The sequence below is a fragment of the Treponema sp. UBA7570 genome (genome assembly GCA_002477955.1).
Taxonomy (GTDB): Bacteria; Spirochaetota; Spirochaetia; order Treponematales; family Treponemataceae; genus Treponema_D.
In genome coordinates this window covers 94,185-109,263 of sequence record DLLE01000056.1, presented here as the reverse complement: position 1 = coordinate 109,263, position 15,079 = coordinate 94,185, and the positions used below count along the sequence as shown (strand labels likewise).

Below are 15,079 nucleotides of genomic sequence, written 5' to 3'. Positions count from 1 at the left end.
CTAGAACTGAAGTTTTAATCTTGACTTTTTATGGGAGAAATCCATGGTATTTAATTTTACGACAGCGCCAAGGACTGTAATGGGCGAAGGAGCGTTAAAAGTCGCTGCGCCTTATTTCAAGTCTTTTGGAAACAAAGCTTTGATTGTAACCGGAAAAATAATTACAAAGACCGGGCTTGCCGCTCAGGTTCAGAATGTGCTCAAAGAACAGGGAATTGACAGCGTTATCTATAACGATCTTCCTGGAGAGCCTACGGATTTGATGATTTATGCCGGGGTCGAGGTTTTTAAGAAAGAAAAGTGCGATTTTATTGTTGGGCTTGGCGGAGGAACACCTCTCGACAGCGCAAAGGCAATTGCGGCTATGGCTGTTCTTCCAGGAAAACTTGGCGACTACAAAGGAAAGGAGATGTCCGGGGATTTTGCGCCGCTTGTGTTGATTCCTACAACCGCTGGAACTGGCTCCGAAGTGACAAAATATGTCGTATTTACAGAAACAGCGACAGATTCAAAACTCTTAATAAAAGGCGACGCGCTTCTTCCAAAAATCGCTGTTGTTGATTACACATATACTCTTTCTTCTCCTTCTTCAATCACACTGGCCACAGGAATGGATGCGCTCACGCATGCGATTGAAAGCTATACTTGTGTAAAACATACTCCAGTTACGGATTTGTACTGTCTTGATGCGATTAAGAGAATTTTCAAATATCTTCCAGTCGCTGTAAAGGACGGTACGGACAAGGTTGCCCGCGAAAATATGAGCATTGCCGCTTACGAGGCTGGAGTTGCAATAAATACTAGTCCTACAACGATTGTTCACGGAATGAGCCGTCCGATTGGAGCGGTTTTTCATGTTCCGCATGGAATATCAAATGCTATGCTTTTGGTTGAATGTCTGCGCGCTGTGCTTCCTGGAGCATATTCACGTTTTGCAGAACTTGCCGTATTGGTTGGAGCGGCTCATGACGGAGAGGAACCGAAAATTGCCTCTGAAAAATTTCTTGAAAAACTTGAGGAATTTACAAAATCCTTGAATGTTCCAACTCTTCGTGAATACGGTCTTGATCTTCAAAAATTTGCTCAAAAAGAAGAAAAAATGGCGTCAGATTCCGTTGCGTCTGGTTCACCTGCAAACTGCTACAAAGTTCTTTCAAAAGAAGAGCAGATTGCGGTTTATGAGATTTTGAGGAAAAAATAATGAAAATCGCGCTGATTCAGATGAAAGGAAAAAGTTCCAATGATGACAATATCGAAATTGCGCTGGAACAAATCGAAAAAGCAAGTGATTCTAGTGCTGATTTTGTTGTTTTGCCGGAAATGTTTTCCTGTCCTTACAAGGCGTCAAATTTTCCTGTCTATGCTCAGGAAGATGGCGGAAAGAACTGGCAAAAATTGAGCGCTGCTGCAAGAAAAAATAAAATCTATCTTGTGGCTGGCTCAATGCCTGAACTAGAAATAAGTGAAGAAAATGGCAACCGCGTAGAAAAAATCTACAATACTTCCTATGTTTTTGACCGAACCGGAAAACAGATTGCAAAGCATCGAAAAATGCACTTGTTTGACTGCGATATTCCTTCGGCGCGGTTTTATGAAAGCGAGACTTTAAGTCCAGGAAAAAACGTAACAGTATTCGACACAGAATTCGGCAAAATCGGACTTATGATTTGCTTTGACATTCGATTTCCTGAATTGGCGCGGCTTATGGTTGACAAGGGTGCAAAACTGATTGTTGTTCCTGCAGCATTCAATATGACGAGCGGTCCTGCCTGGTGGGATATTATGTTCCGTGCACGTGCAACCGACAATCAGGTTTTTATGGCAGGATGTTCTCCTGCCCGTGACGAAAATGCTGGTTATGTTGCGTGGGGACATTCGCTTTTTGTTGACCCATTTGGAAAAATTCTTGCTCAACTGGACGAAAAAGAAAATATTCTTTTGTGCGATTTGCAGCTTGAACAGGTTGATGATTTCCGAAATCAGTATAAAATTCTCTCTGCCCGGAGAAAAGACGTTTATTCGCTTGTTGAATGCAAAAATGTTACAGAAAAATAATGCAGGCATATAGTTAAAATGCACGAAAAAAAAATTAAAATTTGTGCAAATAAGATTTTTATGTCTGGAGCAATGTCTGTATACTAAGTTTAATTTTTATGAATCAAAGGCGGTTCTATTCATCGTAGAAGATGGATTGGGCCGCCTTTTTTTGTTCATCTATGGAGGTGCATAATTATGAAAAAAGTCTTTAAAAAATCACTTGAGGTTTTAGCAGTCCTTGCGGCTGTTTTTGGATTTTTTTCTTGCGGAGAAAAAAAGAGTTCTGCAAAAACAGTTAAGATTGGAATTCTCTACAGCACGACTGGAAATTTCAGTCTTTCTGAAACGCCTATGCAGAATGCGGCTAAAATGGCGATAGACGAAATCAATGCGGCTGGCGGCGTAAAAGGAATGCAGATTGAACCTTTGTATGTTGACTACGGTTCAGACCCGGCTATGGCAGCGGAAAAGGCTCAGCAGATGATTTTGAAAGATGGCGTTACTGCTATTGTTGGAACAAATGCATCTAATACGCGTCTTGCAGTAATTCCTACGATTGAAAAATACAATAGCGTTCTTGTTTATAATACTTATTATGAGGGCGAAAAACCTTCAAAGAACCTTCTTTACACAAACACTTGTCCAAACCAGCAGGTTGCGGCATTTATTCCGTGGATGATAAAAAATCTCGGTCCGAAAATCTATATTGTTGGATCGGATTATGAATTTCCACGCAAGACAATCGCCTTTGCAAAGGAATATATTGCAAAATTTGGCGGACAAATTGTTGGAGAAGAATATACACCTACAAACGAAACAGACTTTTCTTCTGTTGTAAACAGAATTAAGGCTTCTGGCGCAGATTGCGTATTCTCCGGTGTAGCAGGCAACTCAAATGTTCCATTCTACAAGGACTATGTTCAATATGGAATGGATCCAAAAAAAGTTCCTCTTTGTTCAATTTCGTCACACGAGTCAGCAATTAAGGCTGTAGGTTCCGCAGCGGTCGGAAACTATGCTTCGTTCGACTATTTTAATTCTCTTGATACGCCAGAAAGCAAGCTTTTTGTTGAAAAATATCAGAAGCTTTTTGGAACGACAACAACAGTTACAAACAGCGCAGAAGGTGCTTATCACGGAATCTACATTCTTGCAAAAGCAATAGAAAATGCGCAGTCGCTTTCGGCGCAGGATATTATTGCCGCGGCTGCAGGTGTTGAAATTGATTCACCTGGAGGAAAGATAAAAATGGACGAGAAAAACCATCACTGCTGGCTTAATACTTATATTGGCCAGGTTCAGGATGATTTGTCTTACAAGATTCTTGCAAAAAGTGACGGACTTGTAGCTCCGATTCCTGAATAACGGAATAAAATTGAAGAAAAAATCTGTCGTCGCGGTGGACAATGACGGAAAACTGCCGCGGCGCACAGTCAGTTGATGAGTTTTTAACACAAAAAGGAGGCATGATAAAAAATTACATCCTTGTAATTTTTATCATCACAGTTTGCTCAAGCGATGCTTTCACAAACTGTGATTCTCGCCATCCGTGGCTCGCCTCTAACGCGGAATTTTATAAGGAGGCATGATACAGATGAGCCTTTTCTTACAACAGCTATTGAACGGAATCAGTAACTCATCGGTTTTGTTTCTTACGACAATCGGGCTTGTAATCATTTTTGGAATGATGGACGTTGTCAACAATGCACACGGAGAGTTCATAATGATTGGAGCTTATACGGCCTGTATAAGCGTTAATGCGCTGCATATTCCGTTTGCACTCGCATGCATTCTTGCAGCCCTCATAACTGGATTTGTCGGAATAATAATTGAGCAGGCGGTTATTAAAAAACTTTACGGAAAAGTTGCAGAAACTCTGCTTGTTACGTTCGCACTTGAATATATAATTCAGCAGATTGTACGAATGATTTTTGGACCGGAAAGCCAGACGCTGGAAGTTCCGTTGCGTGGACAGATTACAGTTCTTGGAGTTTCTATTCCGTATTACAACCTTATTTTGATTTTAATGGCCTTGGTTGTGCTTGCGCTTACGCTTGTTCTTTTTTATAAAACTTCGTTTGGAATGCAACTCCGCGCAATTACACAAAACCGCGATATGACGCAGTGCCTTGGAATCAATGTTGCACGGATAAATATGTTTACATTTGGCTATGGTGCTGCTCTTGCAGGTTTTTCTGGTGCGTTGATTGCTCCGATAAAGAGCGTTTTTCCTGGAATGGGACCGGCGTTCAATGTTGACGGTTTTCTTGTCGTAATTCTCGGAGGACTTAATTCAATAATAGGATCATTTGCAAGTTCATTTGTAATCAATGAATCAATCACAATTATGTCGGGATATATGAGCCAGATTGTCTCAAAGCTTTTAATTTTTGTTGTGATAATTGTGATTGTACGTTTCCGGCCGAACGGTCTGTTTTCTTCAAAGGAAAAAAGATAGGTGAGGTGAATTATGAGTTTTGATGAAAAAATTGAAAAACTGAAGACGCCAGGTTTGTCTTCTGTAAAATCTGTAAGCGTTGAAAAGTGGATTGCTTATGGAATATTTGCGCTTCTTATTTTTATTCCGCTTTTTAGTTCAATGTACAGCCAGCTGGTGTTCGGAAAATTTATCTCCTATATGATTTTTGCGCTTGCGCTTGATATTCTTTGGGGATATGCCGGATTGATGAACCTTGGATTTGCGCTCTTTTTTGGGCTTGGCGGATATGTATTGGGAATCTCTCTCTCGTGCCAGAACGGGCTTCCTGCATTCATGGAATTTGGCGGACTAACGCAGATTCCTCTATTATATAAGCCTTTGCAGAATATTCCGTTTGCTTTTTTGATGGGACTTTTGGTTCCTTCGGCAGTTGCCTTTATTCTTGGGCTTTTTATTTTCTACAGCAAGATTAAAGGAGTTTTCTATAATTTGATAACTCTTGCGCTTGCGGCTTTGTTTGAACTTCTTCTTGCTACAAAGCAGATGTACACCGGCGGCTCTTCCGGAATCAACGGGATTGCAGGAGGACTCGACAAAATAAAATTTTTCGGCAGACCTATAACGATTACGGGCTGGTATTATATCGGTCTTGCTGCGCTTGTGGCAGTTTATGTTCTTTGCCGTCTTATTACAAAGGCTCGTTTTGGCAGTGTAATAAAATCTGTCCGCGACAACGAGGCCCGGCTTCAGTTTCTCGGATACAATCCTGCGGTGTTTAAGATTGCGGTCTTTACAATAGCAGCGTTTTTTGCAGGTTTTGCCGGAATGGTCTATCTTCCAATGACGTCGTTTATTTCTATTGAGGCGGCCGGCGTCAGCTTTTCAACGATGGTTCTTGTTTGGCTTGCAGTCGGTGGACGTGGAAACCTGACGGGGGCAATGGCTGGCGCACTTCTTGTAAGTTTTTTGCAGTCAAAGCTTTCTGAAAGTTTTGGCAATATGTGGCAGCTTGTGCTTGGCGCTGTCCTTATTCTTATCGTTTATTTTTTGCCAAAAGGAATTGTTGGAACTTTGCAGGATATTCAGTATAACCGTCGAATTGCAAAAGTAATCTCGCAGCAAAAACAGGAGGCATGATAAAGATTACGTCCTTGTAATTTTTATCATCACAGTTTGCTCAAGCGTTGCTTTCTCAAGCTGTGATTCTCGCCATCCGTAGCTCGCCGCTAACGCGGAGTTTTAGAAGGAGGCATGACAATGGCTTCATACCTTGAATTGAGAGATGTTTCAGTTGTTTTTTCAGGATTCCGGGCTGTCAATAAAGTCAATCTCAAGATTGAAAAAGGAGAACTTCGCGTGCTTATTGGACCGAACGGTGCCGGAAAAACCACAATAATGGATATGATTACCGGCAAGACAAGACCGACAGAAGGGCAGATTCTCCTTGACGGACACGATATAACAGGAGAACCGCCCTATAAAATCGCTGAAACTTACAGAATCGGGCGCAAATTTCAAGGACCGAATATTTTTGCGAACATGACTGTCTTTGAGAACATAGAAGTTGCTCTTCGCGGTTATTCGTCGCTTATAAAAACATTCACCTACAGACGCACGCCGCAAATTGTCGAAAAAATCAATGGCATTTTAAAGCAGATAAATCTCTACGATTACCGGGACATGATAAGTTCTTCTCTTTCGCATGGTCAGAGGCAATGGCTTGAAATGGGAATGGTTTTGGCACAGGATCCAAAGGTTATTCTTCTTGACGAGCCGACTTCGGGAATGACAGCGGACGAAACATACAAGACGGGCGAGATGATTCTCAATGTTATGAAAGGAAAAACTATTCTTGTAATCGAGCACGACATAGATTTTGTTAAGCAAATTGCAAAAAAAGTCACTGTTTTAAATCATGGAGAGATTCTTGCAGAAGGCACTTACGAGGAAATTACCAATAATCCGGAAGTTGTCCGTGTTTATCTTAAAAACGATGCCGACCTTGATAAAAAAGAGCCAACGGCTGAAGAAAAAATTGTCAAACAGATGCAGACACAGCTTCTTGAAAAGGCAGGTGTTTCTATAGAGGCAGTTGCAGGCCAGAAAACTACAGGAGGAGAATAAAAATGCTTGAAGTAAAAGACGCATGTGTAAGTTACGGAAAGAGCCGGGTTGTGAACGGAATCTCCTTAAAGATTGAAGGCGCAGAAACATTCCTTATTCTTGGAAGAAACGGTGTTGGAAAGACAACATTTATGAAAAGCATAATTGGACTTTTGCCGGTAGATTGCGGCTCAATAAATTTTGGCGGAAGCGATATAACAAAGAGCCGGGCGTATGAACGTTCTCAAAAGGGAATTGCCTATGTTCCTCAGGGACGTGAAATTATTCCTATGCTTACAGTTAAAGAAAACTTGCAATTAGGGGCTGTGGCACATAAAAAAGTTCAATTTGAGGCAAAAATGAAGGAAATTCTTGAATATTTTCCTGATTTGACGCCGCATCTGCGAAGAAAAGGAGGTGTGCTTTCTGGCGGACAGCAGCAGCAGCTTGCAATTGCCCGCGCGCTAATGAGCGATCCCAAAATTCTTATTCTTGATGAGCCGACAGAAGGAATTCAGCCAAATATAGTTATGGGAATTGCAGATATTCTCAAACGGTATCAAAAAGCGAAGAATATTCCTCTGATTATCGTAGAGCAGAATCTTCACTTTGCGCGCAGAATTGGAGACCGTTTTATGATTATCCAAAAAGGCCTCAGCGTAAAAGAAGGTTCTATAGACGAACTGACAGATGAAGTTTCTGCTAAATATATTTCTGTATAGGCGGGGGTAAAAAAATGTCTAAAAATTATGTAATTACAATTGCGAGAGGTTTTGGTTCTGGCGGCAAACAGACGGCGACACAGATTGGAGAGAAACTGGGAATTCCCGTCTACGAAAAGCAAATTCTTGAAATGGCTTCGGCATATTCTGGGTTAAGCGAGGAAATGTTCATTGAAGTTGATGAAAAACTCCGTGGAAATTATGTAACCAATGCGCTTGCAAAATTTACTTTTCCAAAGGAAGTTTCGCCTACAAGCAAGCGTTTTGAGAGCGATATAAATCTCTTTTGTATTCAGGCGGAAATAATAAAGCAGCTTGCACAGAACGTGTCGTGCGTAATTATCGGAAAATGCGCCGATCATATTCTCAAAGATTTTGACAATGTTGCGAGTTTTTATATAGAAGCTCCTCGAAAAGAGTGTCTGGAATCAATCATGACAAAGACCGGCGTAAATGAAAAAGAAGCCGCAAAGATGATTGAGAGCACGGACAAATATCGTTCCGAGTATTATAAGTTTTATTCTGGCGGAAACTACTGGACAAATCCTGTCAACTACGACCTTACGCTTAACAGCGCGAGAGTGGGACGCAGACGTTGTGCCGATGTTATTATCGATTATATGCGTCGGAGATTCGGGGCGGACTTTGAAGATACATTCAAGGGAAAAATATAATGAAGGAATAACTGGTTGCGTTTTTTAACCGCATTATTTTGCTAAAAAGAGGTATGACAAATGTATGAATGTGATATAAAAAGAATGGAAGAGAAAATAACTACTTTTGGAGGTTTTGGAGACACAGGCCACGGCGGAATTACACGATTTTCACTTTCTCCAGCGGCTATTCAGGCAAGAAACGAGATAAAATTGCGCATGACAAAGCTTGGCCTTGATTTTAAGACGGACGATCTTGGAGACATTTACTGCACTCTTCCAGGAACAGATCCGGATGCAAAAGTCATAATGTCCGGCAGCCACTGCGATTCAGTTCGGCAGGGTGGAAATTACGATGGAATTCTTGGCGTTCTTACTGCTATGGAAGTGATAGAAACTATAGTCACCAAAAAAATTCCACACAGGCATCCGATTCAGCTTGTTGTTTGGACAAACGAAGAAGGCGCGCTTTATGAACCTGCGATGATGTGTTCAGGAATAATCTGCGGCAAATTCAAAAAAGAAGAAATGTTTGCTTCAGTCGCAAAGGACGGTTCTGGAAAAACTTTTGGACAGGCTCTTTCGGAAAGCGGCTTTTTGGGTGAACAAAAGAACAGAATTGAACCTTCAAAAACAGAAGCTCTTGTTGAACTTCATATTGAGCAAGGACCGGTTCTTGAAGCCGGTGGATACGACGTTGGAGTGGTTGAAGGAGTGGTTGGAATGATAAATTATGAATTTACATTTCACGGACAGGCTGACCATGCCGGCACATTCCCAATGCCTTACCGAAAAGACGCTCTTTTTGCCGCAAGCCAAGCTCTTTTGTTTCTTCACGAAGAATTTGACAAGATAGGCGACAAGGAACTGGTTTATACAACCGGAAAAATAAGTTGTCATCCGAATATTCACACAATTATTCCTGACGAGGTAAAATTTACACTAGACGTGCGTCATCAAAATCCAGAAATAATAAAAAGATGTGTTGAAATAATAAAAGCTATGCCAAAAGAGTGGGCAAACTGCACAATGAGCTATAAAGAAGCATGGGCGCGAAACACTGTAACTTTCTACAAGGAATGGGTTGATGATGTCGAAAATGCGGCTCAAAAACTTGGTTACAAGAGCCACAAAATGTACTCTGGAGCCGGTCACGATGCACAGTATCTTAGCGAAATTGTTCCTACTACGATGATTTTTGTCCCGAGCAAAGGCGGACACAGCCACTGCGAACTTGAATATTCGCCAGTTGAATGGTGCTGGAAAGGAGCAAACGTGCTCCTTAACACAATTCTTGAGATAGACAAAAAATAGGATTATTTTCCCATGGCAACAACTTTAATTCCCTCAGTTTCAAGTGAACTCCGGATTTTTTTTACAAATTCAAGGGCTTTAGGGCTGTCGCCATGCACGCAGATAGAATCGGCTTCGATTTCTATTTCTTTGCCAGAAATTGTCTTTACTTTGTGATTTTTTATCATTTCAAGAACACGTTCAATTGCAAGATTTTCGTCTTGAATCATTGCGCCTGGCTTTGTACGGGAAACAAGACTTCCGTCATCTTTATAAGCGCGGTCTGCAAAAACTTCTTTTTTTGCCCGTAGACCGACTGTTGAGGCTGCTTTTAGCATTTCGCTTCCGCTTAGGCCAAGAAGAATCAAAGAATCGTCAATTTCGGCAATTCCCTCTGCTATTGCAATGGCAAGTTTTTCGTCTTTTGCCGCCATATTGTACATTGCTCCATGGGGCTTTACATGCTGAAGAGGGACTTTATTTGCAACACAAAAAGAATGCAAGGCTCCGATTTGATACTGTACCATCGCTTTTAGTTCGAGAGGGCTGACATTCATATTCCGCCGTCCAAATCCGACAAGGTCTGGAAAACCTGGATGCGCGCCTGCTGCCACATTGTTCAGTTTTGCCATGGCAACAGTTTTTGACATAACCAGCGGATCTGACGCATGAAAGCCGCAGGCAATATTTGCAGAGGAAATATATTTTATAACCTCTTCATCAAGTCCGATTTTATAATTTCCAAAACTTTCTCCAAGATCACAGTTTAAATCAACTTTCAGCATAATCGTTTTCTCCGTTTTTATATTTTATGACTGCGTTTTTCAGGGCAAGAATTATTTCTTTTTCTGTGTCCATTCCAAACCCGTCAACACCGACAATTTTTTCTCTTTTGACTCCGTCCACACTTCCGATTTTTACCGTGCTGCAGATGTAATCCTCGATTTCCTTAAAATCCGGCAAAAGCTCTGTTTTTTGAGAAAGAGCATCGAGATACGCAATAATTGAATACGCTCCCCAGTTGCTTACGGAAGCTATTACAAGGCAGTCTACTTTTACAGAACATGGAACAAGGCTCAGTTTTGAACTTATCAATTCCGCCACATTTCCCATTCCAATTTCGTTTCCGCCGTCGCCAACGCCAATTGTCGGAATTTTTCCGTAGGCAAGAGTGAATAAAATGTCTGTTCTGGCAGTAAATTCGCCAATGCTTTCTCTGCGCATATTTTCGTATCTGCCGTTGATGTTTATTCCACAGCGTTCAACCGAAATAAGCCCCGCCGGCTGATATTTTTCAAGCAGAGCCGTGCAATATTTTTCGTCGCCGTCAAAAGGCATATAGACAACTTCAAGCCCTTTTAGTTCAAAAAAATCTTTGCAAAAAGAATCTGTAACAATTACAGGATTAAACCCAAGTTTTTTTAACGCAAGCGCCAGAAAAACAGTTCCAGCAGGACCGTCTGTTTCTGCATATCCGGCTACATAAAAACCTGTTGTCAGAAGAATTGTTCTTCCTCTCTCCCAGGACAAAATCATTTCTGCCGCCTTATGCGAATAACCAGCCGGCAAACTTTTTTTAAGCACGTTCATTCCGCGTGAGCCATGACGCAAAACAATATCTTCAATTGTTTCTGTCAAATTAGTCGAATTTTGCATAGATGTCTCCCAAAATAAGAAAAACAGCGTAATTAAAAATCAGATAATGTCGGCTTTATATCCAGTTTCCTTGTAAAAATCTTCAACAGCCTCAGTTTGAAGCCTTTTTAAAAGTTCAGGATCCTTTCTTCCAACTGGTTTTCCGTCAATTTCGTAAGCCGGCAATCCCAAGGTTCCTGCCGAAGTGATGAAAACTTCGTCTGCGGCAAAAAGCTCATCTAGTGTAAAAGGACGCTCTTCATAAGGAACTCCTATTCTTTTGCAAATTTCAAGATAATGACGGCGTGTAACGCCTGGAAGAATAAGTTCATCCAATGGAGGAGTGATAAATTTTCCGTCTTTTAAAATATTTACGTTTGTATGCGCACATTCAGTAACACGCTCGCCACGATGAAAAACAACTTCCTTTGCGCCGCTTTCAAAAGCTCTTTGGCTTCCCATTACGCTTGGCAGGAGGTTCAAAGTTTTTATGTTGCAATGGAAAAAGCGAGTGTCTTCTTCTGTAATAAGTTTGCAAGGTTTTCTCAAATCAGTGAGTTTTGATTCAGAAATTGTGATTAGAAGATTCGGTTCAACATTAGGAAAAAGGTGGTTGCGCGGCGCAGTTCCACGGGTACATTCCCAGTAAACAAAACATACTCCGTCGCTATCCATGGCATCAATGCATTTTTGAAGTTCTGCGACCAGCTGCTCTTTTGATAATTTGAAAGGAATTCTTGTAAGACGCAAACTGTTAAAAAAACGTTCAATGTGGTAATCAGTCTCAAAAATTTTGCGGTTTGCACAGTATGTCGCATCGTACACACCGTCGCCAAAAAACATTGCACGGTCCAAGAAAGGAACCGTCATCTCTTCCTGTAAGCCCATCTTTCCATTGTAATAACCTACGTTTTTCATGCTTTAGCCTCTTATATTTCGTGCATCGTGCACGTTGATAATAAAATTATTATGTTTTTCATTTTTTTTGGCAAGAATTTTTTACATTTTTTTATTGCTTTTTGACAAATTTTTTACTTTGAAAGATGAATTCATTTTGCCTTTATTTTGGAAAAAGCAGGCAGAATTTTATATATTCAATTAAAAAATTCTCGAATAAACTAAAAAAGAATGTTATTGAAGTTTACATTACAAATCTGGAGGAACAGAATGAAAAAATTAACTAGGCTTGCTGCAATTCTGGCAAGCACAGCAATCTTGTTTAGCGCAATAAGCTGCAAAACCGACGACAGTGGGGGGGGCGGAGAAGAAAGCGGACCGTCAATCGAAACAAATGCGGACGGAACAACGACGTTAAAAATCGAAGAGAATGGAAAAGGCTTTGTCAGCACGACAGGCTCTATAAATACTACGGAGGCAAAATGGATTGGGTACAGCGGAGGCTTTGTTGAAAATCTGACAATCGGCACAAGCGTGATTTATGCTGTGAAAGTAGATTCTGATATTTCTGATGCGAAAATCGCGATTCATTATGCTAACTGGCAAAATACAAATGTTCGTGGAGCATATGTATATGTGAATGGAACTCTTGTAAACGAGAATAATCCTATTTCAATGACATATACTCAGGGGCAGACTGTTTCTGACCGATGGATTGACACAGGATTTTTGACTGGAATAAGCCTTAAAGCAGGAACTAACAAGATTGAGCTAAAAGGTGCGCCAGAGGGTTCTTACGAAAACTTCATTCCGACTGCAAAAGATACTGCAAATAATCTGCCTTTGCTTGCTGTGAACAATGACGGGCAGCTTTCAAATATTGACTATCTTATTGTAAATGGAAAAGGAATTTCTTTTGGAAATTCTTCTGATGTGAAATCTTCCTATAAATTTTATGTTTCTTCAGAAAACGAGACTGCTGGTTCTGTAACGTCTTCTGCTGCAAACGGAAGCGTTGAGGAAGATACGAGCGTAACTTTGAATGCCTTGGCAAACAGCGGCTGGAAATTTGAGTGCTGGACTGACGGAAATACAAGTGCGGAACGTGTAATAAATGTTTCAAAAAATACTTATCTAATGGCGCATTTTGTTCCAGAAAATTATGTTGTGCCAAGCGGTTTGGTCGGATATGCAAGTGTAACAACTGACAACGGGGATTCTTACACGATTACAGGAGGCGCAGGCGCAGCAAGTGAAAATGTCGTAACTGTTTCTTCTTACGATGAGCTCATTGCAAAGAAAGAATTGCTTGCCTCTGATACGCCAGCAATTTTTACGATAAAAGGAAAAATTTCGACCGCAGGACAGTCGAATCCGCTTTTAAGCGTAAAACTTACTGTTGGTTCAAATACAACTATTTATGGAGATATAACAGAACAGGGACGTTTGCAAAATATTGAATTATGTGTTGAAGGCGAGAACGTGATTATCCGGAATATGATGCTTGGCGAAGTTATCAGCTGGGACGGATACGCAAGAAGCGGCGCGGACGATGCCTTGAGCTTGAACGGAGCTACGCACGTCTGGATTGACCACTGTGAATTCCAATCGCATTTGACGCCGCAGGACTTGGACGGAAACGAGATAAAATCTGGCAACAATTATTATTCTTCCGATGAAGACTGGAAAAAAGATTTTTACGATGGCTTGCTTGACATAAAGAACGGCTCAACATGGATAACAGTTTCAAACTGTTATTTCCATGATCACTGGAAAGCTGTTCTCTGCGCTTCTGGAGATGAAAAACCTGATGCAAATACAACAACTGGCGCAACAGACGAAGATATGAGAGTAACTTTTGCTGGAAACTACTTTAAAAATGTGAATGCCCGTATGCCGTTGTTCCGTTATGGAAAAGGTCATATTCTCAATACTTATTTTGACGCTGGCACGCAGTCGGACAGTGCAAGCTGCATAAATGTCCGTGCGGGAAGCGAGCTCTATATTGAAGGCAATAATTTTGCTAATTTTACTAAAACAACAGGAGATTCTGTTGTGAACGGAAGCTATTTAATCGGTTTCTATTTTGCAGATGCTGCCAAAACATATGGTAATGCCTCTGGTAAATGGAAAGCTGTAAATAATTCTTCGGATAACGGTGGTTCAAGTTCTTATAAACCGCCATATGAATATACTGCGCCAGGCAGTGCTGTTTCTGAACCGACTCCAGGTGTAAACGTTGGTGTCAATGTTTTGACGGCTAGTGATTTGCAGTAGGGCATAGAGCAGCGGCGATGGCGGGTTGGAACCTGCCGAAGCCGAAAACCGCAGACGCGCTGTTTGCGCGGCGAGGATTTAGAGCGTTAGCGAACTGCGGCACGCCCGACGGCAGCTTTGCTGCCGGACTGCCCTTATAAAAAAAAGAACCCGGTTTTATTAAATTCCGTTTTTGAAATTTTTTAAGCCGGGTTTTGTGTTTTTATAGGACAATCTTCTGATAATTTTTATTTTTGCATTATTGAATCGATTGATTTTATGCAGGCGTTGCGAAGTCCGTTTTCTTCGAGGGCGGTTACTCCGCGGATTGTGCTTCCTGCCGGGCTGCACACGTTGTCTTTTAATACGGCTGGATGTTCGCCTGTCTGCAGCTGCAATTTTGCCGAGCCTAAAACTGTCTGGCTTACGAGTTTATATGCTGTTGCGCGCGGAATTCCGTATTTGACGGCGGCATCTGCGTAGGCTTCGATAAAAAGGTCTACAAATGCCGGTCCGCAGCCGCTTATTGCCCCTCCGATCCCCATTAAATTGTCTGGCAATTCTTCGACTGTGCCAAGATTTTCAAAAAGCTGCCAGATTTGCGCGCGTTCTTCTGGTTTGAGCGAATTTGTTTTTTCAAAAAGGAATACTCCTTCGCCAGCCATGGCCGGTGTGTTTGGCATGACAAACTGGATGCGCGGTTTTTCGGTGTAGGCTGAAAATATTTTTTCAAAAGCGTGAAAATTCCAGCCGAGCGCAATTGAAATGAGGGTTTTGTTTGCAAAATCACGTCCAACTTCCGAAATTACGTCTTCTATCTGGTATGGTTTGCAGGCCATAAAAATCGTGTCGGCTTTTAAAACGGCTTCTTTTAATGAGGAGCAGGGATTAAAGCCGTATTTTGATGCGTTTTGCGCAAGCTTTTGTTGGTTTGGCGCGTAGGCAAATATGTTTTTTGGCTCGATTTTGCCGGATTTTATAAAGCCTCCGGTCAAAGCCTGCGCCATGTTTCCCATTCCGATAAATGCAATTTTTTCCATATT

14 protein-coding genes are annotated in these 15,079 nt (G+C 41.4%); 10 read left to right on the top strand and 4 right to left on the bottom strand.

All coding sequences use genetic code 11. The features are described from left to right. Positions 1–43: 43 nt before the first annotated feature. The 9 genes from B4N75_RS07450 (at position 44) to B4N75_RS07410 (ending at position 9,269) form a co-directional block, all read left to right on the top strand. Positions 44–1,201 carry an iron-containing alcohol dehydrogenase gene (locus B4N75_RS07450; RefSeq protein WP_296707034.1) on the top strand — a complete coding sequence of 386 codons (1,158 nt, stop codon included), beginning with the start codon at positions 44–46 and terminating at the stop codon, positions 1,199–1,201. Continuing rightward, positions 1,201–2,055 (top strand): carbon-nitrogen hydrolase family protein, encoded by an 855-nt coding sequence (locus B4N75_RS07445; RefSeq protein WP_296707032.1) that lies wholly within the window; start codon positions 1,201–1,203, stop codon positions 2,053–2,055. The genes B4N75_RS07450 and B4N75_RS07445 overlap by 1 nt, the downstream gene beginning before the upstream one ends. Positions 2,056–2,232: 177 nt before the next feature. Further along, complete coding sequence (locus B4N75_RS07440) at positions 2,233–3,402, top strand: transporter substrate-binding domain-containing protein (RefSeq protein ID WP_296019402.1); 1,170 nt, start codon at positions 2,233–2,235, stop codon at positions 3,400–3,402. Between the two features lie 229 nt (positions 3,403–3,631). Beyond that, positions 3,632–4,495 carry an urea ABC transporter permease subunit UrtB gene (gene urtB, locus B4N75_RS07435; protein ID WP_296668373.1) on the top strand — a complete coding sequence of 288 codons (864 nt, stop codon included), beginning with the start codon at positions 3,632–3,634 and terminating at the stop codon, positions 4,493–4,495. A gap of 12 nt (positions 4,496–4,507) precedes the next feature. Next, positions 4,508–5,614, top strand: a complete 1,107-nt coding sequence (locus tag B4N75_RS07430; protein WP_296019396.1) for an ABC transporter permease subunit — start codon at positions 4,508–4,510, stop codon at positions 5,612–5,614. A 120-nt stretch (positions 5,615–5,734) separates the two neighbouring features. Further along, positions 5,735–6,601, top strand: a complete 867-nt coding sequence (gene urtD / locus B4N75_RS07425) for an urea ABC transporter ATP-binding protein UrtD (RefSeq protein ID WP_296019393.1) — start codon at positions 5,735–5,737, stop codon at positions 6,599–6,601. Positions 6,602–6,603: 2 nt separating this feature from the next. Beyond that, complete coding sequence (locus tag B4N75_RS07420; protein WP_296019390.1) at positions 6,604–7,302, top strand: ATP-binding cassette domain-containing protein; 699 nt, start codon at positions 6,604–6,606, stop codon at positions 7,300–7,302. A 14-nt stretch (positions 7,303–7,316) separates the two neighbouring features. Further along, on the top strand, positions 7,317–7,976 hold the full coding sequence (locus tag B4N75_RS07415) for an AAA family ATPase (protein ID WP_277075881.1): 660 nt from the start codon (positions 7,317–7,319) through the stop codon (positions 7,974–7,976). Positions 7,977–8,036: 60 nt separating this feature from the next. Next, positions 8,037–9,269 (top strand): Zn-dependent hydrolase, encoded by a 1,233-nt coding sequence (locus B4N75_RS07410; RefSeq protein WP_296019384.1) that lies wholly within the window; start codon positions 8,037–8,039, stop codon positions 9,267–9,269. A 2-nt stretch (positions 9,270–9,271) separates the two neighbouring features. Here the strand turns inward: B4N75_RS07410 and B4N75_RS07405 are convergent, their stop codons facing one another. Genes B4N75_RS07405 through B4N75_RS07395 form a run of 3 tightly spaced genes read right to left on the bottom strand, consistent with a single transcriptional unit; the run spans position 9,272 to position 11,801 of the window. Then, entirely contained in the window at positions 9,272–10,033 is a 762-nt protein-coding gene (locus B4N75_RS07405) for a LamB/YcsF family protein (RefSeq protein WP_296668377.1), read from the bottom strand. Further along, positions 10,020–10,904, bottom strand: a complete 885-nt coding sequence (locus B4N75_RS07400) for a DUF4392 domain-containing protein (protein WP_296668379.1) — start codon at positions 10,902–10,904, stop codon at positions 10,020–10,022. Before B4N75_RS07400 ends, B4N75_RS07405 begins: the two co-directional genes overlap by 14 nt. Before the next feature lie 39 nt (positions 10,905–10,943). Next, positions 10,944–11,801, bottom strand: coding sequence for an aminotransferase class IV (locus B4N75_RS07395; protein ID WP_296019376.1), 858 nt, complete (start codon positions 11,799–11,801; stop codon positions 10,944–10,946). A 249-nt stretch (positions 11,802–12,050) separates the two neighbouring features. Here B4N75_RS07395 and B4N75_RS07390 point away from each other — a divergent pair, with 249 nt between their 5' ends. Beyond that, the gene (locus tag B4N75_RS07390) at positions 12,051–14,057 is read left to right on the top strand and encodes a pectate lyase family protein (RefSeq protein ID WP_296707030.1); all 2,007 of its coding nucleotides are present in this window, start codon (positions 12,051–12,053) and stop codon (positions 14,055–14,057) included. 227 nt (positions 14,058–14,284) lie between these two features. Here B4N75_RS07390 and proC read toward each other — a convergent pair whose 3' ends face one another. Beyond that, complete coding sequence (gene proC, locus B4N75_RS07385) at positions 14,285–15,076, bottom strand: pyrroline-5-carboxylate reductase (protein WP_296707028.1); 792 nt, start codon at positions 15,074–15,076, stop codon at positions 14,285–14,287. Positions 15,077–15,079 lie beyond the last annotated feature (3 nt).

What these genes read in the sequence shown, in the direction of transcription:
- B4N75_RS07420 (WP_296019390.1), top strand. Translation starts at nt 6,604, where the DNA reads ATGCTTGAAGTAAAAGACGCATGTGTAAGTTACGGAAAGAGCCGGGTT.
- urtD (WP_296019393.1), top strand. Translation starts at nt 5,735, where the DNA reads ATGGCTTCATACCTTGAATTGAGAGATGTTTCAGTTGTTTTTTCAGGA.
- B4N75_RS07445 (WP_296707032.1), top strand. Translation starts at nt 1,201, where the DNA reads ATGAAAATCGCGCTGATTCAGATGAAAGGAAAAAGTTCCAATGATGAC.
- B4N75_RS07440 (WP_296019402.1), top strand. Translation starts at nt 2,233, where the DNA reads ATGAAAAAAGTCTTTAAAAAATCACTTGAGGTTTTAGCAGTCCTTGCG.
- B4N75_RS07405 (WP_296668377.1), bottom strand. Translation starts at nt 10,033, where the DNA reads ATGCTGAAAGTTGATTTAAACTGTGATCTTGGAGAAAGTTTTGGAAAT.
- B4N75_RS07430 (WP_296019396.1), top strand. Translation starts at nt 4,508, where the DNA reads ATGAGTTTTGATGAAAAAATTGAAAAACTGAAGACGCCAGGTTTGTCT.
- B4N75_RS07390 (WP_296707030.1), top strand. Translation starts at nt 12,051, where the DNA reads ATGAAAAAATTAACTAGGCTTGCTGCAATTCTGGCAAGCACAGCAATC.
- B4N75_RS07400 (WP_296668379.1), bottom strand. Translation starts at nt 10,904, where the DNA reads ATGCAAAATTCGACTAATTTGACAGAAACAATTGAAGATATTGTTTTG.
- B4N75_RS07395 (WP_296019376.1), bottom strand. Translation starts at nt 11,801, where the DNA reads ATGAAAAACGTAGGTTATTACAATGGAAAGATGGGCTTACAGGAAGAG.
- B4N75_RS07415 (WP_277075881.1), top strand. Translation starts at nt 7,317, where the DNA reads ATGTCTAAAAATTATGTAATTACAATTGCGAGAGGTTTTGGTTCTGGC.
- B4N75_RS07410 (WP_296019384.1), top strand. Translation starts at nt 8,037, where the DNA reads ATGTATGAATGTGATATAAAAAGAATGGAAGAGAAAATAACTACTTTT.
- urtB (WP_296668373.1), top strand. Translation starts at nt 3,632, where the DNA reads ATGAGCCTTTTCTTACAACAGCTATTGAACGGAATCAGTAACTCATCG.
- proC (WP_296707028.1), bottom strand. Translation starts at nt 15,076, where the DNA reads ATGGAAAAAATTGCATTTATCGGAATGGGAAACATGGCGCAGGCTTTG.
- B4N75_RS07450 (WP_296707034.1), top strand. Translation starts at nt 44, where the DNA reads ATGGTATTTAATTTTACGACAGCGCCAAGGACTGTAATGGGCGAAGGA.